This is a genomic window from Streptomyces sp. HUAS MS02 (assembly GCF_055702265.1).
Genome location: NZ_CM146747.1, coordinates 7,585,922 through 7,609,889, shown reverse-complemented (window position 1 = coordinate 7,609,889; position 23,968 = coordinate 7,585,922). Strand labels below are relative to the sequence as shown.

General features: G+C 70.5%; 20 protein-coding genes and 2 pseudogenes. 10 read left to right on the top strand and 12 right to left on the bottom strand.

The window, feature by feature from the left end; translation table 11 throughout:
• Positions 1 to 92: 92 nt before the first annotated feature.
• The 3 genes from ectA to ACZ9QC_RS32760 all read left to right on the top strand — a co-directional run bounded on the left by ectA (position 93) and on the right by ACZ9QC_RS32760 (position 2,486).
• Complete coding sequence (gene ectA, locus ACZ9QC_RS32770) at positions 93 to 623, top strand: diaminobutyrate acetyltransferase (RefSeq protein WP_472916402.1); 531 nt, start codon at positions 93 to 95, stop codon at positions 621 to 623.
• Positions 624 to 753: 130 nt separating this feature from the next.
• Positions 754 to 2,025 carry a diaminobutyrate--2-oxoglutarate transaminase gene (gene ectB, locus ACZ9QC_RS32765; protein ID WP_472916401.1) on the top strand — a complete coding sequence of 424 codons (1,272 nt, stop codon included), beginning with the start codon at positions 754 to 756 and terminating at the stop codon, positions 2,023 to 2,025.
• A gap of 56 nt (positions 2,026 to 2,081) precedes the next feature.
• Positions 2,082 to 2,486, top strand: coding sequence for an ectoine synthase (locus ACZ9QC_RS32760; protein ID WP_472916400.1), 405 nt, complete (start codon positions 2,082 to 2,084; stop codon positions 2,484 to 2,486).
• Positions 2,487 to 2,521: 35 nt separating this feature from the next.
• Here the strand turns inward: ACZ9QC_RS32760 and ACZ9QC_RS32755 are convergent, their stop codons facing one another.
• Complete coding sequence (locus ACZ9QC_RS32755; protein WP_472916399.1) at positions 2,522 to 3,742, bottom strand: RNA-guided endonuclease InsQ/TnpB family protein; 1,221 nt, start codon at positions 3,740 to 3,742, stop codon at positions 2,522 to 2,524.
• A gap of 276 nt (positions 3,743 to 4,018) precedes the next feature.
• Between ACZ9QC_RS32755 and thpD the strand changes: the two genes are divergently transcribed.
• A complete protein-coding gene (thpD, locus tag ACZ9QC_RS32750; RefSeq protein ID WP_472916398.1) occupies positions 4,019 to 4,933 on the top strand; it encodes an ectoine hydroxylase in 915 nt (304 codons plus the stop codon).
• 87 nt (positions 4,934 to 5,020) lie between these two features.
• On the opposite strand, the gene ACZ9QC_RS32745 is transcribed toward thpD, so the two are convergent.
• The 6 genes from ACZ9QC_RS32745 to ACZ9QC_RS32720 form a co-directional block, all read right to left on the bottom strand.
• Positions 5,021 to 6,130 (bottom strand): maleylpyruvate isomerase family mycothiol-dependent enzyme, encoded by a 1,110-nt coding sequence (locus ACZ9QC_RS32745; RefSeq protein WP_472916397.1) that lies wholly within the window; start codon positions 6,128 to 6,130, stop codon positions 5,021 to 5,023.
• Positions 6,131 to 6,206: 76 nt separating this feature from the next.
• Positions 6,207 to 6,815 carry an RNA polymerase sigma factor gene (locus ACZ9QC_RS32740; RefSeq protein WP_472916396.1) on the bottom strand — a complete coding sequence of 203 codons (609 nt, stop codon included), beginning with the start codon at positions 6,813 to 6,815 and terminating at the stop codon, positions 6,207 to 6,209.
• Between the two features lie 45 nt (positions 6,816 to 6,860).
• Entirely contained in the window at positions 6,861 to 7,919 is a 1,059-nt protein-coding gene (locus ACZ9QC_RS32735) for an aminotransferase class V-fold PLP-dependent enzyme (protein WP_472916395.1), read from the bottom strand.
• 191 nt (positions 7,920 to 8,110) lie between these two features.
• Positions 8,111 to 8,827, bottom strand: a complete 717-nt coding sequence (locus ACZ9QC_RS32730; RefSeq protein WP_472916394.1) for a DsbA family oxidoreductase — start codon at positions 8,825 to 8,827, stop codon at positions 8,111 to 8,113.
• A 214-nt stretch (positions 8,828 to 9,041) separates the two neighbouring features.
• Positions 9,042 to 9,650, bottom strand: a complete 609-nt coding sequence (locus ACZ9QC_RS32725) for a DUF1349 domain-containing protein (protein WP_472916393.1) — start codon at positions 9,648 to 9,650, stop codon at positions 9,042 to 9,044.
• Positions 9,651 to 9,768: 118 nt separating this feature from the next.
• Positions 9,769 to 11,298 (bottom strand): aldehyde dehydrogenase (NADP(+)), encoded by a 1,530-nt coding sequence (locus ACZ9QC_RS32720; RefSeq protein WP_472916392.1) that lies wholly within the window; start codon positions 11,296 to 11,298, stop codon positions 9,769 to 9,771.
• Between the two features lie 154 nt (positions 11,299 to 11,452).
• Between ACZ9QC_RS32720 and ACZ9QC_RS32715 the strand changes: the two genes are divergently transcribed.
• On the top strand, positions 11,453 to 12,226 hold the full coding sequence (locus ACZ9QC_RS32715) for an IclR family transcriptional regulator (RefSeq protein ID WP_215454434.1): 774 nt from the start codon (positions 11,453 to 11,455) through the stop codon (positions 12,224 to 12,226).
• A gap of 118 nt (positions 12,227 to 12,344) precedes the next feature.
• The gene (locus ACZ9QC_RS32710) at positions 12,345 to 13,796 is read left to right on the top strand and encodes a peptidoglycan D,D-transpeptidase FtsI family protein (RefSeq protein WP_472916391.1); all 1,452 of its coding nucleotides are present in this window, start codon (positions 12,345 to 12,347) and stop codon (positions 13,794 to 13,796) included.
• 85 nt (positions 13,797 to 13,881) lie between these two features.
• Here ACZ9QC_RS32710 and ACZ9QC_RS32705 read toward each other — a convergent pair whose 3' ends face one another.
• Entirely contained in the window at positions 13,882 to 15,333 is a 1,452-nt protein-coding gene (locus ACZ9QC_RS32705) for an NCS2 family permease (RefSeq protein WP_472916390.1), read from the bottom strand.
• Positions 15,334 to 15,602: 269 nt separating this feature from the next.
• Between ACZ9QC_RS32705 and ACZ9QC_RS32700 the strand changes: the two genes are divergently transcribed.
• The 4 genes and pseudogenes from ACZ9QC_RS32700 to ACZ9QC_RS32685 form a co-directional block, all read left to right on the top strand.
• Entirely contained in the window at positions 15,603 to 16,205 is a 603-nt protein-coding gene (locus ACZ9QC_RS32700) for a SigE family RNA polymerase sigma factor (protein WP_472916389.1), read from the top strand.
• The gene (locus tag ACZ9QC_RS32695) at positions 16,202 to 17,074 is read left to right on the top strand and encodes a hypothetical protein (RefSeq protein ID WP_472916388.1); all 873 of its coding nucleotides are present in this window, start codon (positions 16,202 to 16,204) and stop codon (positions 17,072 to 17,074) included. Before ACZ9QC_RS32700 ends, ACZ9QC_RS32695 begins: the two co-directional genes overlap by 4 nt.
• A 113-nt stretch (positions 17,075 to 17,187) precedes the next feature.
• A pseudogene (locus ACZ9QC_RS32690) lies at positions 17,188 to 17,704 on the top strand (pectate lyase).
• 17 nt (positions 17,705 to 17,721) lie between these two features.
• Positions 17,722 to 18,000 (top strand): annotated as a pseudogene (locus ACZ9QC_RS32685) (polysaccharide lyase family protein); the annotation flags it as partial.
• Between the two features lie 149 nt (positions 18,001 to 18,149).
• On the opposite strand, the gene ACZ9QC_RS32680 reads toward ACZ9QC_RS32685, so the two are convergent.
• From ACZ9QC_RS32680 to ACZ9QC_RS32665, 4 genes are all read right to left on the bottom strand, one after another.
• The gene (locus ACZ9QC_RS32680) at positions 18,150 to 19,301 is read right to left on the bottom strand and encodes a right-handed parallel beta-helix repeat-containing protein (protein ID WP_472916387.1); all 1,152 of its coding nucleotides are present in this window, start codon (positions 19,299 to 19,301) and stop codon (positions 18,150 to 18,152) included.
• 317 nt (positions 19,302 to 19,618) lie between these two features.
• On the bottom strand, positions 19,619 to 21,238 hold the full coding sequence (locus tag ACZ9QC_RS32675) for an esterase/lipase family protein (protein ID WP_472916386.1): 1,620 nt from the start codon (positions 21,236 to 21,238) through the stop codon (positions 19,619 to 19,621).
• 238 nt (positions 21,239 to 21,476) lie between these two features.
• Complete coding sequence (locus tag ACZ9QC_RS32670; protein ID WP_472916385.1) at positions 21,477 to 22,661, bottom strand: pectinesterase family protein; 1,185 nt, start codon at positions 22,659 to 22,661, stop codon at positions 21,477 to 21,479.
• The gene (locus tag ACZ9QC_RS32665) at positions 22,661 to 23,968 is read right to left on the bottom strand and encodes a pectate lyase family protein (RefSeq protein WP_472916384.1); all 1,308 of its coding nucleotides are present in this window, start codon (positions 23,966 to 23,968) and stop codon (positions 22,661 to 22,663) included. Before ACZ9QC_RS32665 ends, ACZ9QC_RS32670 begins: the two co-directional genes overlap by 1 nt.

The following is a 23,968-nucleotide window of genomic DNA, read 5'->3' as shown; positions in this document are numbered from 1 at the left end:
TCCCTCACGCCCGCGTGATAACACGTGAACGGCGCATACGTAACCCCACGCGGCGATGCAATTCGAAATTCCCATGGGTAAATTCAAGCCCCATGACTGCCGCACAAGCAGAACCACTGACGGAAATCGCGGAAGGGATTCGGATCGATCGCCCGGACGTGTCGGACGGCGCGTCGCTGTGGCGCATCGCCGGCGACTCCGGAGCCCTGGACCTGAACTCCTCGTACAGCTATCTGCTGTGGTGCCGGGACTTCGCGGACACCTCGGCGGTGGCGCGGGACGAGTCCGGGGAGCCGGTCGGGTTCGTGACCGGGTACGTGCGGCCGGAGCGGCCCGACACCCTGCTGGTGTGGCAGGTGGCCGTCGACGAGGCGCACCGGGGGCTGGGGCTCGCGGGCGCGCTGCTGGACGGGCTCACCGCCCGGGTCGCGCGACGGCACCCCCTGACCACCCTGGAGACCACCATCACCCCCGGCAACACCGCGTCCGAGCGCCTGTTCGCCGCGTTCGCCGAACGGCACGGGGCGAGCGTCGAGCGGAAGGTCCTGTTCGAGGCGGGGGACTTCCCCGACGGCCCGCACCAGCCCGAGGTGCTCCACCGCATCGGCCCGCTGTCCCCCTGAGCACGCCGTCCGTCCGGGGGCTCCGCCCGAGGCCCGTGCGGGATCCCCGCCGCCGGAGGACCCGCCCCCTTCTCCGCACCCCCACTCCCCCTTCTCCCCTCACCCCCCACGCACCGAGGAGCGATTCGACGTGACCATCACCCAGCCCGACCTGAGCGTCTTCGAGACCCTGGAGTCCGAGGTGCGCAGCTACTGCCGCGGCTGGCCCACCGTCTTCGACCGCGCGCAGGGCAGCCGGATGTTCGACGAGGACGGCCACACGTACCTGGACTTCTTCGCCGGCGCCGGTTCACTCAACTACGGCCACAACAACCCCGTGCTCAAACGCGCCCTCATCGACTATCTGGAACGGGACGGCGTCACCCACGGGCTCGACATGTCGACGACGGCCAAACGGGCGTTCCTGGAGTCCTTCCAGAACCTGGTGCTGCGGCCGCGCGACCTGCCGTACAAGGTCATGTTCCCGGGGCCGACCGGCACCAACGCGGTGGAGTCGGCGCTGAAGCTGGCGCGGAAGGTGAAGGGGCGCGAGGCCATCGTGTCGTTCACCAACGCCTTCCACGGCATGTCCCTCGGTTCGCTCGCCGTCACCGGCAACGCCTTCAAGCGGGCCGGGGCGGGGATCCCGCTGGTGCACGGCACCCCGATGCCGTTCGACAACTACTTCGACGGCGCGGTCGAGGACTTCCTGTGGTTCGAGCGGCTCCTGGAGGACCAGGGCTCCGGGCTCAACAAGCCCGCCGCGGTGATCGTGGAGACCGTGCAGGGCGAGGGCGGCATCAACGTCGCCCGCCCGGAGTGGCTGCGCGCGCTCGCCGAGCTGTGCGAGCGGCAGGACATGCTGCTCATCGTCGACGACATCCAGATGGGCTGCGGTCGTACGGGCGCCTTCTTCTCGTTCGAGGAGGCGGGCATCACGCCCGACATCGTCACCGTCTCGAAGTCCATCAGCGGCTACGGGCTGCCGATGTCTCTCTGCCTGTTCAAGCCGGAGCTGGACATCTGGGAGCCGGGCGAGCACAACGGCACCTTCCGCGGCAACAACCCCGCGTTCGTGACGGCGACGGCCGCCCTGGAGGCGTACTGGGCCGACGGCTCCGTCATGGAGAAGCAGACCCGCAAGCGCGGTGAGCAGATCGAGCAGGCGCTCATCTCCATCACGGAGGAGAACCTCGCCGACGTGAAGGAGTACCGGGGCCGTGGTCTGGTGTGGGGGCTGGAGTTCCACGACAAGGAGCGCGCGGGCCGGGTGGCCAAGCGGGCCTTCGAACTCGGGCTGCTGATCGAGACGTCCGGCCCGGAGAGCGAGGTCGTCAAACTGCTGCCGGCCCTCACCATCACCCCCGACGAGCTGGACGAGGGCCTGCGCGTCCTCGCCCGCGCCGTACGGGAAACCGTCTGACGCGAACCATCCGACCCCGTACGGGAATTCATCTAGCCAGGAGGCATCGCAGCACCGTGATCGTCCGTTCTTTCAAGGACCTGGAAGGCACCGACCGGCACGTCAAAGCCGCGTCCGGCACGTGGGAGAGCAAGCGCATCGTCCTCGCCAAGGAGAGGGTCGGCTTCTCCCTGCACGAGACGGTCCTCTACGCGGGCACGGAGACGTCGATGTGGTACGCGAACCACATCGAGGCCGTGGTGTGCGTCGAGGGCGAGGCCGAGCTGACCGACGACGAGACCGGGCGCACGTACACGATCACGCCCGGGACCATGTACCTCCTCGACGGGCACGAGCGGCACACGATGCGAATCAAGGAGGACTTCCGCTGCATCTGTGTGTTCAACCCGCCCGTGACCGGACGGGAGGACCACGACGAGAACGGCGTCTACCCGCTGCTCACCGAGCGCGAGGAGGTTTGAATCCTCCCCTCCCTGAAGGGAAGGGGATTCCTGGCTCAGGCCGCCTCCTGGAGCAGCGCTCCAGGAGGTCTTCCGCCATCAGCGCCAGCCGGGTTGAGACCAGCCCGGACGAGCATCACACGTGCGGAGTTCTCGTCCCGTGGGGACACGGCTCCGCACGCGGTGCAGGTGTAGGTACGTTCCGAAAGAGGCAGTGCGTGCTTGGTTCTCGCTCCGCACGATGCGCAGTCCATGGTGGTGTGCGCGGGGTGGACGAGGCGGATGTCCCGTCCGTGCTTGCGGCCCATCTCGATCAGAGCGGCCTTGGTGGCGCCGATGGCGGCGTCAGCGGCCTTGCGGGCCATGGTGCTCTTGGCCAGGAACTTCGGGCGGAAGTCCTCGACCGCGATGGCATCGTGGTCACGGACCACCTTCTTGGCCCACTTGCGCCCCGTGTCCTCACGCTGCCTCGCGACCTTCTTGTGCGCCTTCGCCCGCAGTTTCTTCGCCGCCCGGTAGCCTTTCGATCCGGGCCTGCCCTTCTTCGGCTTACGGCGGGCCATCATCCGGTCGTACCGGGTCAGCTTCGCCTGCGCCTTCCTGCCGTGCTGTGGGTGCGGCAGATCGTGCGCGTCGGACGTGGTGGTCGCGGCCTCCTTCACCCCCCAGTCGACGCCGAGTACGTGGCCGGTCTCCGGCAGGGGCTGGACCTGGGCGGAGACGACGAACGAGCAGTACCAATGTCCGAGGCTGTCCTGGTACACGCGCACCGAGGACGGCTCCGCCGGCAGGTGCCGCGACCACACCACCGCTACGACGGTGCCGCCCGCCAGGTGGAGCCGGCCGTCTTTCAGCCGGAACCCGCGCCTGGTGTAGTTGAGGGTCGGCAGCGCCTCGCGCTTCTTCCTGTACGTGGGCATCCCCGCCCGGCGTGCCATGGGCAGACGCGCTCCGATGTCCTTGTGTGCCTTGGCTCGGGAGCGGCCGAAGTCGCGGATGACCTGTTGCTGGACAACCGACGAGCCCTCACGCAGCCACGGCGTACGGGCCCGGGCTTCGGTCAGCATCCTGTCGAGCTGAGCCGGGCCGCACGTGGCCTTCTGGCCGGTGGCCCTGTTGTGCAGGTGCACGGCCCTGGACTTGGCGACGCATTCGTTCCACACCCACCGGCATCGGTCCCACTCCGCCGCGAGCGCGGCATGGGCAGAGGACGACACGCGAAGCCGGTACGTATAACGGGCATGTCCCGCCTCCGCAGCCGCCCCCACCTGTGTCATCTCGCCCCCTCACAGCCCGCGTCCGGGACACGTCCCGAACCCTGCGAAGGACCATACGTACGACAGCCGCACAAACGCCCCCCGATCCCACGACCACCACCCCGACCAGCGACCACAGGCACACACGTTCGTGTCATCCCGGCAATACCGACAGCGCCTAAGGCCAACCCGGGCCCAGGCCTGACACGACGACGCTCCGCGTCGCGACACCCCCGAGGCGATTCCGTCCCGGCACGGACGCCGGGGCCTCCTCGCAAGAAAGCAGGTGACATCACCATGACCACGACCACCACGACGCACACTGCCACCACCGTCCCCGACCTCTACCCCAGCCGTGGGGCCACCGAGGTGGCGGTCCCGCGTCAGGACCCGGTCGTCTGGGGTTCCCCCGGCACGCCCGGCCCCGTCTCCCTCGCCGAGCTCCAGGCGTACGAGCGCGACGGCTTCCTCCCCGTCGAGCAGCTGATCGAGCCCGACGAGGTCGCCGTGTACCGGCAGGAGCTGGAGCGGCTCGTCGCCGATCCGGCGATCCGCGCCGACGAGCGCTCGATCGTCGAGCCGAAGTCGCAGGAGATCCGGTCGGTGTTCGAGGTGCACCGGATCAGCGAGCTGTTCGCGGGGCTGGTGCGGGACGAGCGGGTCGTCGGGCGGGCCCGGCAGATCCTCGGCTCGGACGTCTACGTCCACCAGTCGCGGATCAACGTGAAGCCGGGCTTCGGCGCGTCCGGGTTCTACTGGCACTCCGACTTCGAGACCTGGCACGCCGAGGACGGGCTGCCGAACATGCGGACGGTGTCCGTCTCGATCGCGCTGACCGAGAACTACGACACCAACGGCGGTCTGATGATCATGCCGGGGTCGCACCGGACGTTCCTCGGCTGTGCGGGCGCCACCCCGAAGGACAACTACAAGAAGTCGCTGCAGATGCAGGACGCCGGCACCCCGTCCGACGAGGCGCTCACGGCCATGGCGTCCGAGTACGGCATCAAGCTGTTCACGGGCAAGGCCGGTTCGGCGACCTGGTTCGACTGCAACTGCATGCACGGGTCCGGCGACAACATCACACCGTTCCCGCGCAGCAACGTCTTCATCGTCTTCAACAGCGTGGAGAACGCGGCCGTGGAGCCGTTCGCCGCGCCGGTACGCCGGCCGGAGTTCATCGGCGCACGGGACTTCACCCCGGTGCGGTGAGTCCACCGTCCCCCTCACGGGGCCGGGCGATCGCAACACCTGAGCGACCGCCCGGCCCCTTCCGCATGCCTGCGCGGCCCCGCCTCTCTAGAGCCATGCCAACGACGCCGCCCGCTCCAGTACGTTCCGTGCCGCGTCCTCGTCGCCCGTGATGCCCCTCGGTACCTCATCCGGGGTGTGGCGGCCGCCGACGAGGAGGCAGAAGTCGACCGGATCCAGGCTGAGTTCGGCGAGCACGGGGCCGGTGTCGTCGCCGAGGATCCAGCTGGTGTCGGTGGGGCCGGTGACCTCGAAGAGGACGGGCGGCGCGTCGTGCAGGGCCGGGCCGAGGATGCGGACGGCCAGCCGGACCAGGGACCACAGGTGCTCGTCGGGGGGAGGCGGCACGGGGAGGCCGAGGGCCCGGCCGATGTCGTCCGTGTGGATCCAGGCCTCGAAGGCGCGGATCACGAAGTGGTCGGCGACCGGCAGCCGCAGGCCCAGCACCGTGACGGGGCGGGCGGCGAGTTCGGGGTCGGCGGCCTCGGGGGTGGCGAGCAGCGCGGCGGCCTGCGCGGCCCACGTGGCGACCGTCTGCGCGGGCGTGCGCCGGTGCTCATGGGCGATGACGTCGGCGGTGCGCCGGGCCCAGGCCTCCCCGGCGGGGATTTGCTCCGGGATGTGCGAGACGGGCAGCCCTGTGTCGACGCCCAGGCATACGGCCAGGTGTTCGTCGGCGGCGATGAGGTGGGCGACGGTCGCCTGCGCGTCCCAGTCGTGCACGACCGGGACGCCCCAGCGGCCCTCCACCTCCGGTACCAGCGCCTGGAGTCCGGCCACGGCCGCGGCGTAGGGCGCCGCGTGGTGGGCGATCTCGGCGGCCCGGGGGCGGCGGGAGCGGAGGGCGAGCGAGAGGACGCCGTCGGCGCCCGCGCCCACGCCACCGCCCGGGCCCGCGTCCACGCCCGGGCGACCGGCCACGGCACCGCCCGAGTGCCCGGCCGCCGCGCCGTCCGGTTGCCCGTTCACCGCACCGCCCGGGTGCCCGTCCGCCGATCCGTCCAGCAGTCTTACCGTGTCGCGCAGGCGTTCCGCCTCCGCCGCGCACGACGGGCAGGCGTCCAGGTGCGGGGTGACTCTGCGCAGGTCGCCGGGCGGGAGCGCGCCGACGGCCCAGGCGGCCAGCAACTCCCGTACGCCGTCGTGGTCGTTGGTCATCGCGCGCCGCCCTTTCGCCCTGCCACGTCCACGATACGCAGGTGCCGCGCGCTTCGGACGGTCGCGTGCGCCCCCATCACGCGCCCCTTGCCGCTGCCGGGTCCGGTGGGTCCGCGAGGGACTCCGCCAGTTTGCGCAGCGCCGAGCGGAGGCGGGTCTTCGCGGTGCCCTCGGGTATCCCCAGCTCGACGGCGGCCTGGCGGTAGGTGCGGCCCGCGAAGTAGGCGAGGTGGACCACCTCCCGCTGGGGGCGCGGGAGTTCGGCGAGGGCGGTGTGCAGCTTCAGGGAGCGCTCGCGCTCGACGAGCGCCTCGGCCGGGTCGGGACTCGCGTCGGGGATGGCGTGCAGCGCCGAGTCGTCCGCGCGGACGTCCTTGCGTTGCCGGGCCTCGCCGCGCACCCAGTCCACGGCCCGCCGGTGGGCGACCATGGACAGCCAGGTGCGCAGCGAGCCCCGGCGCGCGTCGAAGCCGTACGGCCTGCTCCAGAGCTGGGCGAAGACCTCCTGCGCCACGTCCTCGGCGGCCGCCGGGCTGCGGGTGACCCGGGCGGCCACCCGCCGGACGAGTCCCCCGTACGCCGCGTACACCTCACGCAGCGCGGACTCGTCCCCGTACACCAGCCGCCGATGCAACTCCACATCGATGGACGGCTGTTCGAGCGTCGGCTCCACCGGCACCACCACCTCGTGATGCCTTCCTAGCGTCCTGGGGCGGTCCGCGCCAGTGGGTCAGGGAAGTCGGTCGGACAGGACGTCCAGAAGCCGGTCGACGTCCGCCGGCGTGTTGTACAGATGGAAGGCGGCCCGCAGATGACCCGCGCGATCGGAGACCTCGATCCCCGCGCGGCTCAATTCCGCCTGGCACCGCCCGAGTCCGGGCACCGACACGATCGCCGACCCGGGCGCGGGCACCGGCTCGTGGCCCAGCGCGGCGAGACCCGCGCGGAACCGGTCGGCCAGGGCGAGGTCGTGGTCCCGAACCCGTGCCACGCCCAGTTCCTCGATCAGCGCCAGGGAGCGGCGGGCGCCGGCGTACGAGAACAGGCTGGGGCTCTCGTCGAACCGACGGGCGGAGTGGGCGAGTTCCTCGACCGGGCCGTAGCAGCTGTCCCACGGCCTCTCCCCCGCGACCCAGCCGGCGAAGAGGGGGGTGAGCCCGCCGAGGTCCTCCGGGACGACGAGGAAGGTGACCCCGCGCGGACACAGCAGCCATTTGAAGGCGACGGCGACGACGTAGTCGTACGCGTCCGCCTCGATCGGCAGCCAGCCGGCGGACTGCGACGCGTCGACGAACGTACGCGCTCCCCGCTCCCGGGCCGCCGCGCGGATCGCGTCCAGGTCGGCGACCCGGCCGTCGGCGGACTGCGCGGCGCTCACCGCGACGAGTGCCGTGCCGGGCCGCACCGACTCGGCGACGCGCTCCAGCGGCACCTGGCGCACCTTGAGGTCGCCGCGCACGTGGAAGGGGTTCACCAGGGACGCGAACTCGCCCTCGGCCGTCAGCACCTCGGCTCCCGCCGGCAGCGCGGCGGCGACCAGACCGCTGTAGACGGCGACCGAGGCGCCGGCCGCCACGCGGCGGTCCGGCACTCCGGTGATCCGGCCGAACGCCGCCCGCGCGGCCTCCACGTCGGCGAACATGTCCTGCGGCTGCCCGGCGGCCACGGACTCCACGGCCGCCTTCATCGCGTCGACCGCTCGGGCGGGCAGCAGGCCGGTGCTGGCCGTGTTCAGATAGGTGTTCTTCGGGACGAACTCGGCACGAACGAGGCTCTCGAAGGTTTCCATGGGACCACTGTGGGGCCGGGCGCATCCCACGTCCATTGAGAAGTTTTGCGCCCTGTCCCCAAGCAACGCTTATGCATGGCGCCTGACCTGCGCCGCGGCGCCCCCTTTAGGGGCGCGGGGAACTGCGCGAGCAACCACTACGGACCCGCGGCCCGCGAGCCACCGCACTCCTACGGCCTGCCCGGCGCCCTTTACTGAGGCACCGCGCACCCCTCCGGCCCACAAGCCTCCGCACCGTCCGCCGCCACGACAGTGAGCGGCGCGGGCCGCTCCCCCCAGGCCTGAGCGAGCGCCTTCTCGAACACCTCAGCGGGCTGCGCCCCGGACACCCCGTACTTCCGGTCCAGCACGAAGAACGGCACTCCGTTCGCGCCGAGCGCAGCGGCCTCCCGCTCGTCCGCGCGGACGGCGTCCGCGTACGCGTCGGGGTCGGCCAGCACCCTGCGCGCGGCCTCCTCGTCGAGCCCGGCCTCGACGGCCAGCTCGATCAGGTAGTCGTCCGCGTCGGCGTACACGGACCGCTCCTCGGCGAAGTTCGCCCGGTAGAAGGCCTGGAGCAGTTCGCTCTGCCGGCCCTGTTCCTTGGCGAAGTGGATCAGGCGGTGCATGTCGAAGGTGCTGCCGTGGTCACGGCCCTCCGTCCGGTAGGCGAGCCCCTCGGCCGCCGCCTGCTCCCGGAGGTTGTGCTCACCGGCCTGGGCCTGCGCCTGGCTCATGCCGTACTTCTTGCTCAGCATGGTGAGCACGGGCTGGATGTCGCCCTTGGCGCGGCCCGGGTCGAGTTCGAAGGAGCGGTGCACCACCTCGACGCCGTCACGGTGTGGGAAGGCCGCGAGCGCCTTCTCGAAGCGGGCCTTGCCCACGTAGCACCAGGGGCAGGCGATGTCGCTCCAGATCTCGACGCGCATGGTTCAGCTCTCTCCAGGTCGTACGGGTACGGAGACGGCCTCCGCTTCTACGGTGGATGAACGTTCAAGCAGCGGCGGTCATTCCCGGCCGGGAGCCTTTCGCCCCCGCCGCCCCCACCCGTCCCGTCCTGAAGGGGCTGCGCCCCTTCGACCCCGGACGTCCGTCCGGTGGGGGCTGGTCGCGCAGTTCCCCGCGCCCCTTCGGGGCGCGGCCTCAGCTGCCGTTTCTCAGGTCCTCCGGCCAGTTCGGGCGGAACTCGATCTCGTCGTAGGTGACCACGCAGCCCTCGCCCATCGGGGACTGCGTCATGAAGCCGATCAGGGCGGCGCCGCTCTCCCGCTCGCCGGCGAGGGTGAAGAGGCGGACGAAGGTCCAGCGCTTGCCGTCGCGGGAGGCGTGGAAGGCGAAGGCGCGGCCGGTGCGGCTGACCCGGAGCCAGACCGAACTGCCCTCGACGGTGAAGGAGTTGGCGTCGTCCGAGTGCCCCCGGGTGACCACCGTGCACACGGTCGGCACGTCGGGGGAGTTCTCCAGGCAGAGCTTCGCCCAGGCCCGCTCCCCCACGTGTATGTACAGCACGCCCGCGTCGAACCCGGCGGCGAAGCCGACGGTGACGCGGGCGATCAGCTGGAAGTCCCCTTCCGGCGAGCCCAGCAGCCGGGGCGCGTCCGAGGCGGGGTCCAGCCCCTCGCCGGTGGGCGGCACGAACCGGTCCTGCCGGGCACCGGCCCACCCGGTGAGCACCCCGTCCTCGTAGGACCAGTGCCCGTCGGGGCCATAGGTGCGAAGAGGGAAGGGGAGTTCGGGGATCTCGACGTCCATTGGGGGATTCTCGCAGCTCCCGGCCCACTACCGCGCCCTTCAGGGGCGCGGGGAACTGCGCGAGCAACCACGACGCACGCGCAGCCCGAAACCGAACCGAACCCCTACGGCGCTGCCGTCACCGTTCCAGAACGCCGTTGAACCGCCGCGGCAGCCCCAGCGGGTTCTCGTCCCGCAGCTCCGGCGGAAGCAGCGCCTCGGGCGCACCCTGGTAGGCCACCGGCCGCAGCCACCGCTCGATGGCCGTGCCGCCCACCGACGTGGACGTCGACGTCGTGGCCGGGTAGGGCCCACCGTGGTGCTGGGCAGCCGCCACGGCCACACCCGTCGGCCAGCCGTTCACGAGCACGCGCCCGGCCAGCGGCGTCAGCTCGGCCAACAGCTCCGGCCCGCGCCCGCCCTCGGCCGCCTCCTCACCCGACACGTGCACCGTCGCGGTGAGGTTGCCCGGCAGGCGGGACAGCACCGACTTGGCCTCGTCCTCGTCCTCGTAGCGGGCCACGACCGTGAGCGGCCCGAAGCACTCCTCCAGGAGCAGGTCGTGCTCGCCCTCGACCGCCAGCTTCCGCGCGGGCACGGTGAGGAACCCGGGGCTGACCGTGTGCTCGCCGCCCGCGCCGGCGGTCACCGGCGACTCGACGTCCGGCAGCTCAGCGCGCTCGGCGACACCGGCGAGGAAGTTGTCACGCATCCGGTGGTCCAGCAGGACCCCGGAGTCGACGTCGCTGACCGCGTCGGTGAGCGACTTGAGCAGCCGGTCGCCGGCGTCACCGGCGGGCGCCAGCACCAGGCCCGGCTTGACGCAGAACTGGCCGACGCCGAGCGTCATCGACCCGGCGAGCCCGGTGCCGATCGCCTCGGCCCGCTCGGCGGCGGCGGCCTCGGTGATGAGGACGGGGTTCAGGGAGCCCAGCTCGCCGTGGAACGGGATCGGCACGGGGCGCGCGGCCGCCGCGTCGAAGAGGGCACGGCCGCCGCGTACCGAACCGGTGAAGCCGGCGGCGGTGACGAGCGGGTGCTTGACCAGCTCGACGCCCGCCTCGAAGCCGTGCACGAGGCCGAGGACGCCCTCGGGGATGCCGTGTTCGGCGGCGGCCCGGCGCAGCACGATCGCGACCAGCTCGGACAGGGCCGGGTGGTCGGGGTGGGCCTTGACGACGACCGGGCAGCCGGCGGCCAGCGCGCTCGCCGTGTCACCGCCGGGGACGGAGAAGGCGAAGGGGAAGTTGGAGGCCGAGTACACGGCGACGACGCCGAGGGGGACCTTGTAGCGGCGCAGGTCCGGGATGGGCGGGGTGGCGGTGTCGTCGGGGTGGTTGATCACCACGTCGAGGAAGGCGCCCTCGTCGACGATGTCGGCGAAGGCCCGCAGCTGGTAGCAGGTGCGGGCGAGTTCGCCGGTGAGCCGGACCGGGCCGAGCGCGGTCTCGGCGTCGGCGACCTCGACGAGCTGGTCCTTGGCCGCCTGGAGCTGGTCGGCGGCGGTGCGCAGGAAGGCCGCGCGGACCGTGCGGTCGGCGAGGGAGGCGCGGGCGGCGTGCGCCGCGCGGACGGCGGCGTCGACCTCCTGGGCTGTGGCCTCCACCGCAACCTGCTCGCGCTGCTTCCCGGTTCGGGGGTCGACACTCCAGACTGGTGCTGCTGCCACCGCGGGTTCCTCCACGTATTTCTGGGTCGATTCCCAGGGGTATATCTGGGTCATTCACCAGCGGCGTTCGATATGCTGAACACCGTCTCTGATGATGAATATTCTGTCGGAGACTATATCTTCAGCTTCTCGCCGAACGAAGGGGTCAAGGGCGATGTCGGCAGTGGAGACGGGCGGCGGGGCACAGGTCAAATCGGCGGTAAGGACCGTTGAGCTGCTCGAATACTTCGCCGGGCGCCCCGGTATGCATTCCCTGGCCGCGGTCCAGGAAGCCGTCGGATATCCCAAGTCGAGTCTCTACATGTTGCTGCGCACCCTTGTGGAGCTGGGTTGGGTGGAGACCGACGCGACCGGAACGCGGTACGGCATCGGCGTGCGCGCGCTGCTCGTGGGCACGTCGTACATCGACGGCGACGAGGTGGTGGCGCTGGCCCGGCCGACGCTGGACCGGCTGTCGGACGACACCACGGAGACGATCCACCTGGCCCGGCTCGACGGCACCAACGTCGTCTATCTGGCCACCCGCCAGTCCCAGCACTATCTGCGCCCCTTCACCCGGGTCGGCCGCCGGCTGCCGGCCCACTCCACCTCGCTCGGCAAGGCGCTGCTGGCCACCCACACCGACGAGCAGGTCCGCAAGCTGCTCCCGGAAACCCTGCCCGCGCTGACGGAGCACACGATCACCGACCGGGAACAGCTGATCGAGGAGCTGCGCCAGATCCGCGAGCAGGGGTTCTCGGTGGACCGCGAGGAGAACACCCTCGGGCTGCGCTGCTTCGGGGTGGCGATCCCCTACCGCACCCCGGCCCGCGACGCGATCAGCTGCTCGGTCCCGGTGGCCCGGCTGACCCCGGCGCACGAGCAGTTGGTCAAGGACGCCCTGTTCGACGCCCGCGACCGGCTGACCCTGGCGACCCGCAGACTCTGATCCGGCGCCGGGCGACCCCGCCCGGCGCGCCGATGGCAAGCCCGGTTTCATGAAGACCCCATGAGAAAACCGGGCGAAGGGAACGACTGATCGCATCCCGCTCGTCCTTCCGGGTGCGATGAACAAGACGATCAGGCGCTCCGCCGTCTTCACCCTGCTGCTCGTGCTCGCCCTGCTGGCCAGGGCGACATGGGTGCAGTTCTACGAGGGGACGGCGCTCGCGGACGACCAGGACAACCGGCGCAACGCGATCCGGACCTACGCCGACCCGCTGGGGAACATCATCGTGGCCGGCGACTCAATCACCGGCTCGGCCCGCGCCAAGAACAGCGACCTCGCGTACAAGCGCACGTACAAGGACGGCGAGCTGTACGCGGCGGTCACCGGGTACGCCTCGCAGGCCTACGCCCCCACCCAACTGGAGGGCGTCTACCAGGACCTGCTCGACGGCACCGACCTGCGGCTGCAGACCGTGATGGACACGGTCACCGGGCAGCGCGCCGAACCGGGCAACGTGATCACCACGATCGACCCGGCCGTGCAGAAGGCGGCGTACGACGCGCTGGGCGACAAGAAGGGCGCGGCCGTCGCGATCGACCCGTCGACGGGGCGGATCCTCGCGGTGGTGTCGACGCCCTCGTACGACCCGTCCTCGCTCACCGACGCCAACACCGCCGGCAATGCCTGGAAGAAGCTCAACGCGGACCCGGACAAGCCGCTGACCAACCGGGCGCTGCGCCAGCCGCTGCCACCGGGGTCGACGTTCAAGCTGGTCGTGGCGGCGGCCGCGCTGGAGGACGGGCTGTACTCGTCAGTGGACGAGAGGACGGTCAGCCCGGACCCGTACACGCTCCCGGACACCGAGACGGAGCTGTCCAACGAGAACCCGAGCGCGCCCTGCGAGAACGCCACGATCCGTACGGCGCTGCAGTACTCGTGCAACAACGTCTTCGCGAAGATGGCCGTCGACCTCGGTCAGGACAAGGTGCGGGAGACGGCCGAGAAGTTCGGCTTCGACGACAACACGCAGGACGTGCCGGTGCGGGCGTACGAGAGCGTCTATCCGTCGGACATGAACAAGCCCTCCACGGCTCTGACGGGCATCGGTCAGTACGACGTCACCGCGACGCCGCTCCAGATGGCGATGGTGTCGGCGGCGATAGCCAACGGCGGTGAGCTGGTCGCGCCGCACATGGTGTCGCAGATCACCAACGGCGGTGGCGACGTCCTGGAGGACTACGACTCCGAGGCGGGCTCGAAGGAGATCATGAGCTCCGACACCGCCGAGCAGTTGCAGTCGGCGATGCGGACGGTCGTCGAGGACGGCACCGGCACCAACGCGCGGATCAGCGGGGCGACGGTGGGCGGCAAGACGGGTACGGCCCAGCACGGCGAGAACAACAGCAAGACGCCGTACGCCTGGTTCACGTCGTACGCGAAGGCCAGCGGCAAGGAGGTCGCCGTCGCGGTCGTCGTCGAGCAGTCGAACGCGGCGCGCTCGGAGGTCAGCGGCAACGGGTTGGCCGCGCCGGTCGCGAGGGCTGTGATGGAGGCGGCGTTGAAGGGGTGAAGGACCACGGGTCCACCAGGAACCACCTGAATAGGAAGGGCCGCCCTCACTCCCCCCGGAGGGCGGCCCTTCGTCTTCGTCTCGGCTACTTCACGCCGAACAGCTGCTGGATCGGGTTGATCGCGAAGTACACCAGGAACAGCGCCGAGGTGGCCCACAGCAGCCAGTGGATCTCCTTCGCCCTGCCGAGGACCGTCTTGATGAGGACGAAGGCGAGGAAGCCCGCGCCGATGCCGTTGGTGATGGAGTACGTGAACGGCATGACCGCGATGGTGAGGAACGCCGGGATGGCTATCTCGTACTTGTCCCAGTCGATGTTCTTGACCTGGGTCATCATCAGGAAGCCGACGGCGACGAGCGCGGGCGCGGCGGCCTGCATGGGGACGATGGTCAGCAGCGGGGTGAGGAAGAGCGCCACCGCGAAGAGGCCGCCGGTGACCAGGTTGGAGAAGCCGGTGCGGGCGCCCTCGCCGACGCCGGCCGCGGACTCGATGTAGGAGGTCGCGGAGGACGAGGAGGAGGCGCCGCCCGCGACGGCCGCCGCGCCGTCGATGAGGAGGACCCGGCCGAGGTTCGGGACCTTGCCCTCCTCGTCGAGCAGGCCCGCCTCGGCGGTGATGCCGACGACCGTGCCCATGGTGTCGAAGAAGTCCGAGAGCAGCAGCGTGAAGATCAGCAGGACGACCGTGATGACGGTGGTCTCCCCGAACGAGCCGAAGAGGCTGAAGTCGCCGATCAGTCCGAACTCGGGGGCGGCGACGATGTCGTCGGGGACCTTCGGGGTGGTCAGGCCCCAGCTCTTGATGTCGGCCACCGAGTTGATCACGATCGCAACGACCGTCATCGTCAGGATGCTGATCAGGATGGCACCCTTCACCTTGCGGGCGAGGAGCGCGACGGTCAGCAGCACGCCGGCGCAGAAGACCAGGATGGGCCAGCCGGACAGCGCGCCGCCGGCGCCGAGCTGGACCGGCACGGTGGTGTTCGCGATGTCCGGGATGCGGGTGACGAACCCGGCGTCGACGAAGCCGATGAAGGCGATGAACAGGCCGATGCCGACGCTGATCGCCTGCTTCAGCGGCTGCGGAATGGCGTGCATCACGGCCTCGCGCAGGCCGGTGACCACCAGGACGCAGATCAGCAGGCCCTCCAGGACGACCAGGCCCATCGCGTCGGACCAGCTCATCAGCGGGGCTATCTGGAAGGCGACGACCGCGTTGAGGCCGAGGCCCGCGGCGAGCGCGAGAGGAAGGTTTCCTCCGACGCCCATGATGATCGTCATCACGGCCGCCACGAGGGCGGTGGCGGTGACGAGTTCGGCGCCGTCGAGGGTGTGGCCGTACTTGTCCTTCGCGCTGCCCAGAATGATGGGATTCAGGACAAGGATGTACGCCATCGTGAAGAATGTGGCGAAGCCGCCGCGTATCTCACGGGCGAAGGTGGACCCTCGGGCGCTGATCTTGAAGAAGCGATCGACGCTGTTCGCCCCGGGCGGCTCGGTCGCGGGGCGGTCGGCCACCTTCTGTGCGTCGGACATGAACGGTGCTCCTAGTGACGTGCGTGGACTACGCGCGGATGCTGGCTGGATTGTTCCCCCGTTGAACCCGATTCAGGTTTTCTCCGTGTTACGGAATCGGAGTTCTCCCTGCAAGACGGCGTTCGAAGCCGCGTACGAACCTCCTTCACGATCACTGCTACTCTTCCGGATCTCGTCGGGGGTCGACCCCGGACGATCACATGTCATCCACGTGACACGCACAGTCAGCCGGCTCGGCTGCTGTGGCCGCAGCGAGAAGAGAGGTCCCCGTGGGCACAGTCGTCGACGACGCAGCCTCCGTGGAGTTCCACGCCTTCTTCGAACGGCATTACGCCGAACTGTCGCGCCTCGCACACCTGTTGACGGGTGAGGCGGACGCCGCCGACGACCTGGCCGCGGACGCGTTGCTCGCGATGTGGCACCGCTGGGACCGGGTCCGCGCGGCGGATCATCCGGTTGCGTACGCCCGTGGCGTCGTCGCCAACCTGGCCCGCACCCGGATCCGCAGCGCGGTCCGTGAGCGCCGCAGGGTCACGCTGTTCTGGTCGCAGCGCGAGGAGAAGACGGAGAATCCCGATGTGCCCGGCGTGGTCGACGTCCAGTCGGCGCTGCGCAGGCTGCCGTTCCGCAAGCGGGCCTGTGTGGTCCTGCGCCACGCCTTCGACCTCTCGGAGAAGGACACGGCGCTCGCCCTCGGCGTCTCGGTCGGTACGGTGAAGAGCCAGACGTCCAAGGGGATGGCCGAGTTGCAGAAGCTGCTCGGCACCGAGGACTCGCCGAAGCGGACGCACGCGGGCATCGCGGGCGGGGGCGTCACCAAACCGCGCGTGACCCGCGCGGGAGTGACCGGCACCGGAGGAAGGGACCGATGAGGGACGTGCACGAGGAGCTGCGCGCCCGGCTGCGCGAGTCGGCCGAGGCGCACGAGCCCGACCGCGCCCGCATCCTGGCCCGGATCGAGCGCGGTATGGCCGCCCCCGAGGAGCACCGGAGCCGCAGGGCGACCCGGCCGCCGCTGTGGGGCTGGGTACGGGTGGTCACCGCCACGGCCGGTGTCGCGGGCGTGCTCGCGGTCGGCGGCTACGCGGTCGCCTCCGCGGTGAAGGGCGAACCGACGCCCCCCGCCGACCGGACGGTCGTGGTCTCCCCGACTCCGGTCGACTCCCCCGCCGCGACCAGCCGGGCCCCGGCCCCGCCGGACCGCCCGACCCCCGGCGTCGACGGGAAGCGCGAGGAGAAGCCCAGCTCGACGCCGTCGAAGAGCGCGTCGCCCAAGGGCACGACGGCGCCGAACCTGCCCACCTCGAAGAACGAGGAGGACGGGCCGCTCTGGTCCGAGGGTTCGGTCGACCCGCACAGCAACGAGTTCTGGGCGCAGAGCAACCTCACCCTGAGGACGAGCGAACAGCTCACCGAGCTGACCGTCCAGCTGAGGGTCGCCCAGACCGGCGGGGTCTCCTCGTCCGGTGCCTGGCGGTCGCTGCCGGAGCAGGACTTCGACCTCACGGTCGAGGAGGGCGACGGGTTCCTGGTCTACACCTGGGTGCTCAAGGACGGACGCACGGTCCCGAAGGGCGAGTTCGTCTTCGCCGGGCAGTACAACCACGAGCGCGGCGGCCGTGACGCGAGCGGCGACCGCTACACGATCACCGCGCAGGCGGGCGGCGAGGACCTCACGGTCGGCGGCGACTTCGAGGCCCGGGACGAGGTCGACGACCCCTCGGACAAGGGCGATTCGTAACTCGCGGTCGAGGGCGAGGCGCGGCTCGAAAAAAATCCGCGAGCGCGGCAACCCTTTCTCCGCCGGTGGCGACCAGTAGGCGCAAGAGTCACCACCAGCGAGGAACCGGGTACATGACCGCACCTGCAGAACAGCGCGTCCGGCACCGCCGTCGGGTCACCGGCCGGCGGGCCGTGATCGGGTCGGTGGCCGCCCTCGCCCTCACGGGCGGGGCGCGCGCCACGACGTCGCCGCTGTCCTCCGCCGGCGCCGCCACCACCTGGCCGACGGCCAAGGACAGCAAGGCGGTCTCCTCGACGATCGAGGTGAAGGGCACGTACGACGGCAGGCTGAGGAAATTCTTCGGCAAGGGCGCGCTCGGCGACGGCAGCCAGGACGAGGGCCAGGACCCGATCTTCGAACTGGCGGACGGCGCCGTGCTGAAGAACGTGATCATCGGTCGGCGTGAACGCCGACCACGGCGACACCGCGACGCTGTCGAGGATCCGCATCCACGGCGACCCGAAGAAGAAGGTCAAGACCTGCGTGCGCTTCAAGGGCGACAGCTCGGGCAGGGAGCCGGCCCGGACCGGTGTGGGCGCGGACGGAACCACCTGCAAGTTCTCGTCAACTGCCGTCACGTACAAATGATCCGGGCTTCGAACGACGGCGTCACGGACGCGTTCACGGGCGGGCGACCGCGGGTATCCATCAATGACCGGGTCTCGCCGTTCCCGGCGACCCCGAGACAGCCGTCCACCCGTTCGCTCACCACGGGTTCGTACCGGGGAAACAACCACACCTTCCTCTACAGCGTCCCTTCCAGTGCGTGGAAGTCGAACACCAGTGAGTACAGCGTACTGACACTCGACATCGGCAGTGGTTCGAGCGGCACGGGCTTCCTCAGCCCGGGCACCTCGTTCGACTGCGTGGACCTGCTGGCCTGAGCCCCCCTCGGCCAGCAGCAGGTGCCGACCGGAGCCCCCCTCGGGGTCGGCACGAAAAACGCCCCCCGCCGGTGACGACCGGCGGGGGGCGCCTTCTTCTCGCTCCCTGTGTCCTCGCCTCTTCCCGGAGTCTCGCCCCGCGCGGCAGGTCAGTTCATCGTCGCGCCGATGGCCTTGGAGCCCGTGGTGAGGAACGTCGTGATCGGCAGGGAACCGTCCGTCCGCCGGGCCGCGTACGCGGTGGCCGCGTCCCTGGAACGGAAGGCCGGCGCCGTGACGCCGCTGTCCCAGTTGTTGGCGGCCGAGACCGTGCCCGAGCCCAGCTTCGCCTTCCCCGTCCCGTTGCCCACCGCGAGGTTCCGCGCCAGCCGGGCCTTGCCGGCGGCGAAGGAGAACCCGTTCTCCTTGTTGGCGTAGGCCGTGTTGCGGTTCAGCAGGATCGCGCCGGTGTTGGAGTTCTCGGTGAACCCGTGCAGCGTGTTGTCCCAGGCCGCGTTGTTGTTGACGGAGTGCGCGACCGAGGCTCCGCCGCCGCCCAGCTTGAACCCGTTGCCGTTGCCCTCGAACGCGGGGTCCTTCCAGCGGTTTCTGCCGTTGCCGAAGGCCCAGGAGTGGTCGACGGTGACGGGCGAGGAGAACTGCCAGAGGTCGAGCCCGTCGTCCGCGTTGTCGTACAGGCGCGCCCCGGTGATCCTGTTGCCGGTGCCGGAGCCGAACTTCACGGCGATGCCGTCGGCGTTCTGGCCGTGGTTCGCGGCGTCGTAGTTGCCGTGGCTGTCCAGGTTGCGCACGAGGTTGTCCGTGGTGCCGTCACCGCGCAGGGTGAAGCCGGAGTCGCCGTTGTTCGCGGTCACGAGGTTCTGGAAGACGCCGCCGACCGAGGAGGTGGCGACGAAGCCCTGGGCCGGGGAGTTCTGGAAGGTGAGGCCGGAGACGGTCCAGTAGTCGCCGTAGATCCCGGCGAGCCAGGAGCCGGCGGGCAGTGCGGACCCGTCGACCTCGACCTTCTCGCTGCCGTACGCGGTGAGCGTGATCCGGGCGGAAGGGGTGCCGTTCGCGGTGGACTTCAGGGTCTTCGTCGGCTTGTAGGTGCCGCCGCGCACCTGGATCGTCGTACCGGCGACGGCGTTCGCCACGGCCGATTCCAACGCGGCGGTGCTGGAGACGGTGACGGTGGTGGCGGCCTGGGCGCCGTCCTGGGCGAGGCCGAGGTGGACGCCGCCCGCCCCCGCGGCGACGGACACGGCGGCGGCGATCGACAGGGTCCGGGTCCGTCGATGGCGTCCGTAGGTCTGACGCACGGGGTTCCTTTCGCAGGGGAGGCGTCTTCGGGAGACGAGGAACGAAGCGGGCCGGAGGGCCCACCCCGGCCCGCTTCTGTTCACTGGTTGCCGCCCACGGGGAAAGGGTTGCCGCGCCCCGCGAAATCACGCGAAAGTTTCGCTGGGAGTCTTCACACGCACACCGATTGACGCCCGGAACCGCACTGGTTTCCCGGGGTCGGGCACCGCCGTGACTTCCGCGGGCCGCGGAAGTGCACGGTCACCGCGGCCGACGACACGAAGCGCGTCCGGACGGTCGGGGCTTTGCCGACCCCGCAGCCGATCCCCGTGGCCGATCAGGCCGGTGCGGCGCCCGTGGTCCGTTCGTCGGTCACCGTCAGCAGCAGGTCCGCCTTGAAGCCGGTCCCTCCGACCTCGAAGGCCCAGGTGCCGGGCCCGCCCTTGTCGGTGGGCCGCATGGGCCACACCTCCGCGATCTCCTTGTCCTCCGCGGCGGCGTGCCCTTCCTCGGTGCTCACTCCCGGCGCCAGGTAACGCTCGGTGGTGTGGAGGTACAGCGACCACGCCCCGTCGTCGCCGGGCACCGCCTGGACGTAGTACTGCTTGCGGAAGACCTCGTTGTCGGAGAATCCGATACCGAGGCTGTCCCGCTCGTACACATGGACGCCGAGGCGGAGGACGACCGACCGGTCGCCCGCGCCCTCGGGCTTGGCGGCGGCATCGACCCAGCCCTCCCAGATCAGCCGGTTCCCGTCCGCCCACCCGGTGGTGGCGTCCCCCGGTGCCGAGAGCGGCTTGCTCAACTCCTCGGCGAGGTCGGGCAGTTCGTCGGTGAGGTCGTCCTTGCGGAACGGGCCGTAGTAGTTCTCGGCGTCGCTGCTCTGGTGGCACAGCTCGAAGTCGACGAAGCGGGGTTTGACGGACACCCCGAAGTAGAACTCGCTGCGGCCGAAGAGGTCCCGGCCCCGGGTCACCTCGGCCCGGTCCAGTCGCAGCTGTACGTGGTGCGTGCCGTGGAAGAAGCGCATGGCGATCTCGTACGCCTCGCGCGAGGTCACCAGCGAGTCGTTGCCGCCGTGGCATTTGTGGACGAAGGTCCGGGGCGCGCCCGGGATCTGGGCGGAGGACTGCTTGACCAGGCCGTCGCTGCGGTTGTAGGTGAGCGTGCCCTCGTCCATCAGGCCGGCGATACGGTTGCCCAGGGTGGCGAACTTGGCTCCGTAGGAACGGTAGTCCGTGCCGACCACCGTCAGGATCCTCCTGACGGGGAACGGGATGGCCCGGATGTCCGTGCGGTCCGGGTCGAAGGCGGCGATCTCGTCCGCGACCGAGTCGGGCAGGCACTTGACCAGCGCGTCGGGCATGTACTGGAACGCGATCCCCCGGTGCGGTGTGCCCAGGGTGACGATGCGGTGGATGACGTCCGCGCTCTGGTCCCCCAGACGGCTCAGGGCGGCCCGGGTGACGAGGCCGCCCATGCTGTGCGCGACGATGTCCACGCCGGTGAACTCCTCGTCCGGCCGCATGCCGTGCCGGATGATCTCGATGAGCCTGACCAGCCCTTCCCCGAAGCGGTCGATCTTGCGGGGGACGAGGTCGTAGTAGCGGTAGATCCACAGGGTTCCCATGGCGCCCTGACCCAGTACCTCGCGCGCCATGGGGACGTCCACCACCATCGTCCCGGTGAGCAGGTGCTCGGGCCATCCGTCGCGCTCTCCGGGTCCGGGCTTCTGTTCCTCCTCGTAGTAGCCGACCACGTTGGTGGCGTCCCGGTACGGGTGGAGCGACGACTTGAGGGCGCGCAGGACGAAGCCCTCGTAGATGAAGTTCTCGCCGTAGCGCTTTCCGTAGACGGTGCCGTTGTTGAATCCCTGATAGGCGTCACGCCGCTCGTCCGACACACCGGGGCCGCCGAATCCGCGAATCAGGATCAGCGGGCGAGGACTACCGACCACGAGGACCACTCCACTCAAGTGCGCATGCGCTGTTCGTCGCGGAACACTGTGTGGGGTCGCACCCGCTCCGAGTCGACAGAATCGTTTTGCCCGGCGTGCCGGAGAGCTTCGCACCGGTCAGTTCATCGCCCGGCCGATCGTCGTACTGCCCGTGGTGAGGAAGGTGGGCGCGGGCAGGGTGCCGCTCGACGGCCCCAGGCCGCCGGCGATTCCGCCGAGCAGGGTGCGTAGGCGCATCTCAGCACCCCTCCCACGGGGTCCAGTCACCGAGGTACGCCTCACGGGTGGCGGAGGCGGCTTCGGCGTCCGTGAGCTGGGGCCGGTTCTCCGGGACGGAGACGACGGCGCCGGGTCCGGTGTTGCGGTACTCGGCGAACCGCTGGTCCTGCCAGGGGAAGCCCGACGACATGTCGGTGTAGGGCGCGACCGCGTCGATCCCGGCACCGAGGCGGGTCTCGCGCACGGTGAGCATGGGCCGGGCGGTGGTGTCCGAGCTGGGCACCCAGGGCCGGGCCAGCTTGTAGGAGGCGTCCGGGGCCTCGCTGGTGATCCGGCTCCGGGTCACCAGGCAGCCGCGCGGGTTGGCGCCCGCGGTGGAGGGCGCGAAGACGAACCCGTAGGGCGCGGAGGCCAGGTCGGTCCTGGTCAGGGTGTGGAAGTGGCAGCTTTCGAAGACGGCGGTGGCCCGTCCGAAGACGAAGTCCACGTCTCCCTCGGCGTAGCAGTCGCGGAAGTACTGCCGCGCGAAGGTGCCGAGCGCCATCGAGTCGACGTACAGGGTGTCCTGGTGCCCCAGGAACCGGCAGCGCAGGAACGCCGACCGGTCTCCCTGCACCTTGAGGGCGACGGCCTGGGTGCCGCTGATCCCGGGGTGGTCGGCGCGCAGCCAGTCGTTGGCGAAGGTGATGTCCAAAGCGGTGAAGCCGTCGGCCTGCACCAGGGTGGTGGCGGATCCGGTGGTGCCGTAGGTGCCACCGCCGGGCTTCGGGGTGCCGGCCGCGTTGTCGTACACGACCACGACGTCCCGGGCGTTCCCGGAGGCCCCGATCCAGGTCATCTCCGTACGGGCGACGCCGACGGCGACGGTCTCCCGGTACACGCCGGGCGCGAGGACCAGGGTGTATCCGGAACCTCCCCCGGTGCTGAACGCCTGGGAGGTACCCCCAGCTGCGGTGACGGCGGCCTGGACGGTGGTGAAGTCGCCGGCGCCGCCGGCGTCCACGTACAGGGTCCGCTCGTCGAGGCGGGCGGCGGGCGATCCGTACCGCCCGAAGGCCCGGCGGTCACGGGCGGCACGGTCGGCCCGGGTCTCCGGTGCCGCCTGGGCGGTCTGGGCCGGGGTCGTGACGGCGAGCGCGAGCGCGGTTCCGACCCCGGCGGCCACGAACGACCGTCTGCTGGGCCCCGGTTGGCGCCCGGTCATCAGCAGACCTTCCCGGCGCCCGCGCGGTTCGCGACGATGCCGGGCACGGCGCGCGGCGAGTCGACCTTGGTCCGCAGGGTGGGCGTCCACCCGGCACCCGACCGCAGGAACTCCGAGGGGATCTCGGCGTTGTGGACGGCGATCAGGTCCGTCGGCCTGCCGTTGACGTGGTTGTTCTCGGCGGTGAGCGGGGAGTCGTTCCACCTCTTCAGGGCCTTGCCGACGCTCGCGCCCGCCGGCAGGGTGATCGCGTTGTCGCTGGCGTGGAGCTGCGAGGAGAGGCCGACACCGAAGATGTAGTAGTCGTCCTTCTGCTCCTCGCTCACCACGTAGTGGTTGTTGTAGACGTCGACCTGGCCGAACCGCACGCGCGGGGAACGCTGGAGGATCCCGTCGAAGCGGTTGTGGTGCAGGGTGACCTTGAGCTTGCCCGCGTCGAGGGCGGCGGTGCTGTCGCTGTTGCCGATCAGCATGTTCTTGTCGTGGTCCTGGAAGCGGTTCCAGGAGACGGTCACGTAGTTGGAGCCGCGCACGATGTCGGTCAGGCCGTCGTGCTGCTGGAAGACCTTGCCGAAGTGGACCGGCCGCTCGCTGTCCGGGTAGCGCCCGTCGGTGAAGGTGTTGTGGTCGAGCCAGACGTGGTCGGTGCCGAAGACGACCACGGCGTCGTACTCGGAGTTCCAGTTGCCGGTGTTGTCGTCGTCGGTCGGGTCCCACTTGGGGAAGCAGTCGAGCGGCGCCTCGATGGTGAGGTTGCGCATGATGACGTTCGAGACGCCCTTGATCTGGAGGCTGCCGCCGAGGATGCCGGAGTTCCTGCCGACGCCGACGATGGTGGTGTTGGACGGGATGTCGGCCTTGATCGCCGAGTCCTGGTTGGCCATGGACGCGACCCGCGCGTCCTCCTGCGGCCCCTTGGCGACCTGGTCGTTGCCGTAGACGGCCGGGTCGTAGTCCTTGAGGTACTGCTGAAGGTCGTAGCCGCCGGTGACGAAGGCCGCGCAGCCCTCGGAGACGGCGTCGATCATCCCCTTCACCTTGATGATCTTCGGCGCGTCACCGCCGTCCCGCAGCGCGGCCCTGAACTCCGCCCAGGTGGTGACGGTGTAGACGTGCTCGGCGTCGGCCGCCGAGCCGCCGGTGGTTCCGCCTTCGGCCGAGCCCCAGCCGTCACCGGCGCCGAGGACCTGGCGGCCGAGGTCGCTCCCCTGGGCCTGGGCGACCCCGGTACCGGTGACCCCGAGCACGAGCGCGGTACAGCCGACGACGGCTGTCATGACATGGGCATGCCATATACGAGGACGCAT

Bases quoted from the DNA above. Each gene is read 5' to 3' on its own strand.
- ectA (WP_472916402.1), top strand. From the start codon at position 93: ATGACTGCCGCACAAGCAGAACCACTGACGGAAATCGCGGAAGGGATT.
- ACZ9QC_RS32755 (WP_472916399.1), bottom strand. From the start codon at position 3,742: ATGACACAGGTGGGGGCGGCTGCGGAGGCGGGACATGCCCGTTATACG.
- thpD (WP_472916398.1), top strand. From the start codon at position 4,019: ATGACCACGACCACCACGACGCACACTGCCACCACCGTCCCCGACCTC.
- ACZ9QC_RS32745 (WP_472916397.1), bottom strand. From the start codon at position 6,130: ATGACCAACGACCACGACGGCGTACGGGAGTTGCTGGCCGCCTGGGCC.
- ACZ9QC_RS32735 (WP_472916395.1), bottom strand. From the start codon at position 7,919: ATGGAAACCTTCGAGAGCCTCGTTCGTGCCGAGTTCGTCCCGAAGAAC.
- ACZ9QC_RS32730 (WP_472916394.1), bottom strand. From the start codon at position 8,827: ATGCGCGTCGAGATCTGGAGCGACATCGCCTGCCCCTGGTGCTACGTG.
- ACZ9QC_RS32725 (WP_472916393.1), bottom strand. From the start codon at position 9,650: ATGGACGTCGAGATCCCCGAACTCCCCTTCCCTCTTCGCACCTATGGC.
- ACZ9QC_RS32715 (WP_215454434.1), top strand. From the start codon at position 11,453: ATGTCGGCAGTGGAGACGGGCGGCGGGGCACAGGTCAAATCGGCGGTA.
- ACZ9QC_RS32710 (WP_472916391.1), top strand. From the start codon at position 12,345: ATGAACAAGACGATCAGGCGCTCCGCCGTCTTCACCCTGCTGCTCGTG.
- ACZ9QC_RS32705 (WP_472916390.1), bottom strand. From the start codon at position 15,333: ATGTCCGACGCACAGAAGGTGGCCGACCGCCCCGCGACCGAGCCGCCC.
- ACZ9QC_RS32695 (WP_472916388.1), top strand. From the start codon at position 16,202: ATGAGGGACGTGCACGAGGAGCTGCGCGCCCGGCTGCGCGAGTCGGCC.
- ACZ9QC_RS32670 (WP_472916385.1), bottom strand. From the start codon at position 22,661: ATGACCGGGCGCCAACCGGGGCCCAGCAGACGGTCGTTCGTGGCCGCC.
- ACZ9QC_RS32665 (WP_472916384.1), bottom strand. From the start codon at position 23,968: ATGCGTCCTCGTATATGGCATGCCCATGTCATGACAGCCGTCGTCGGC.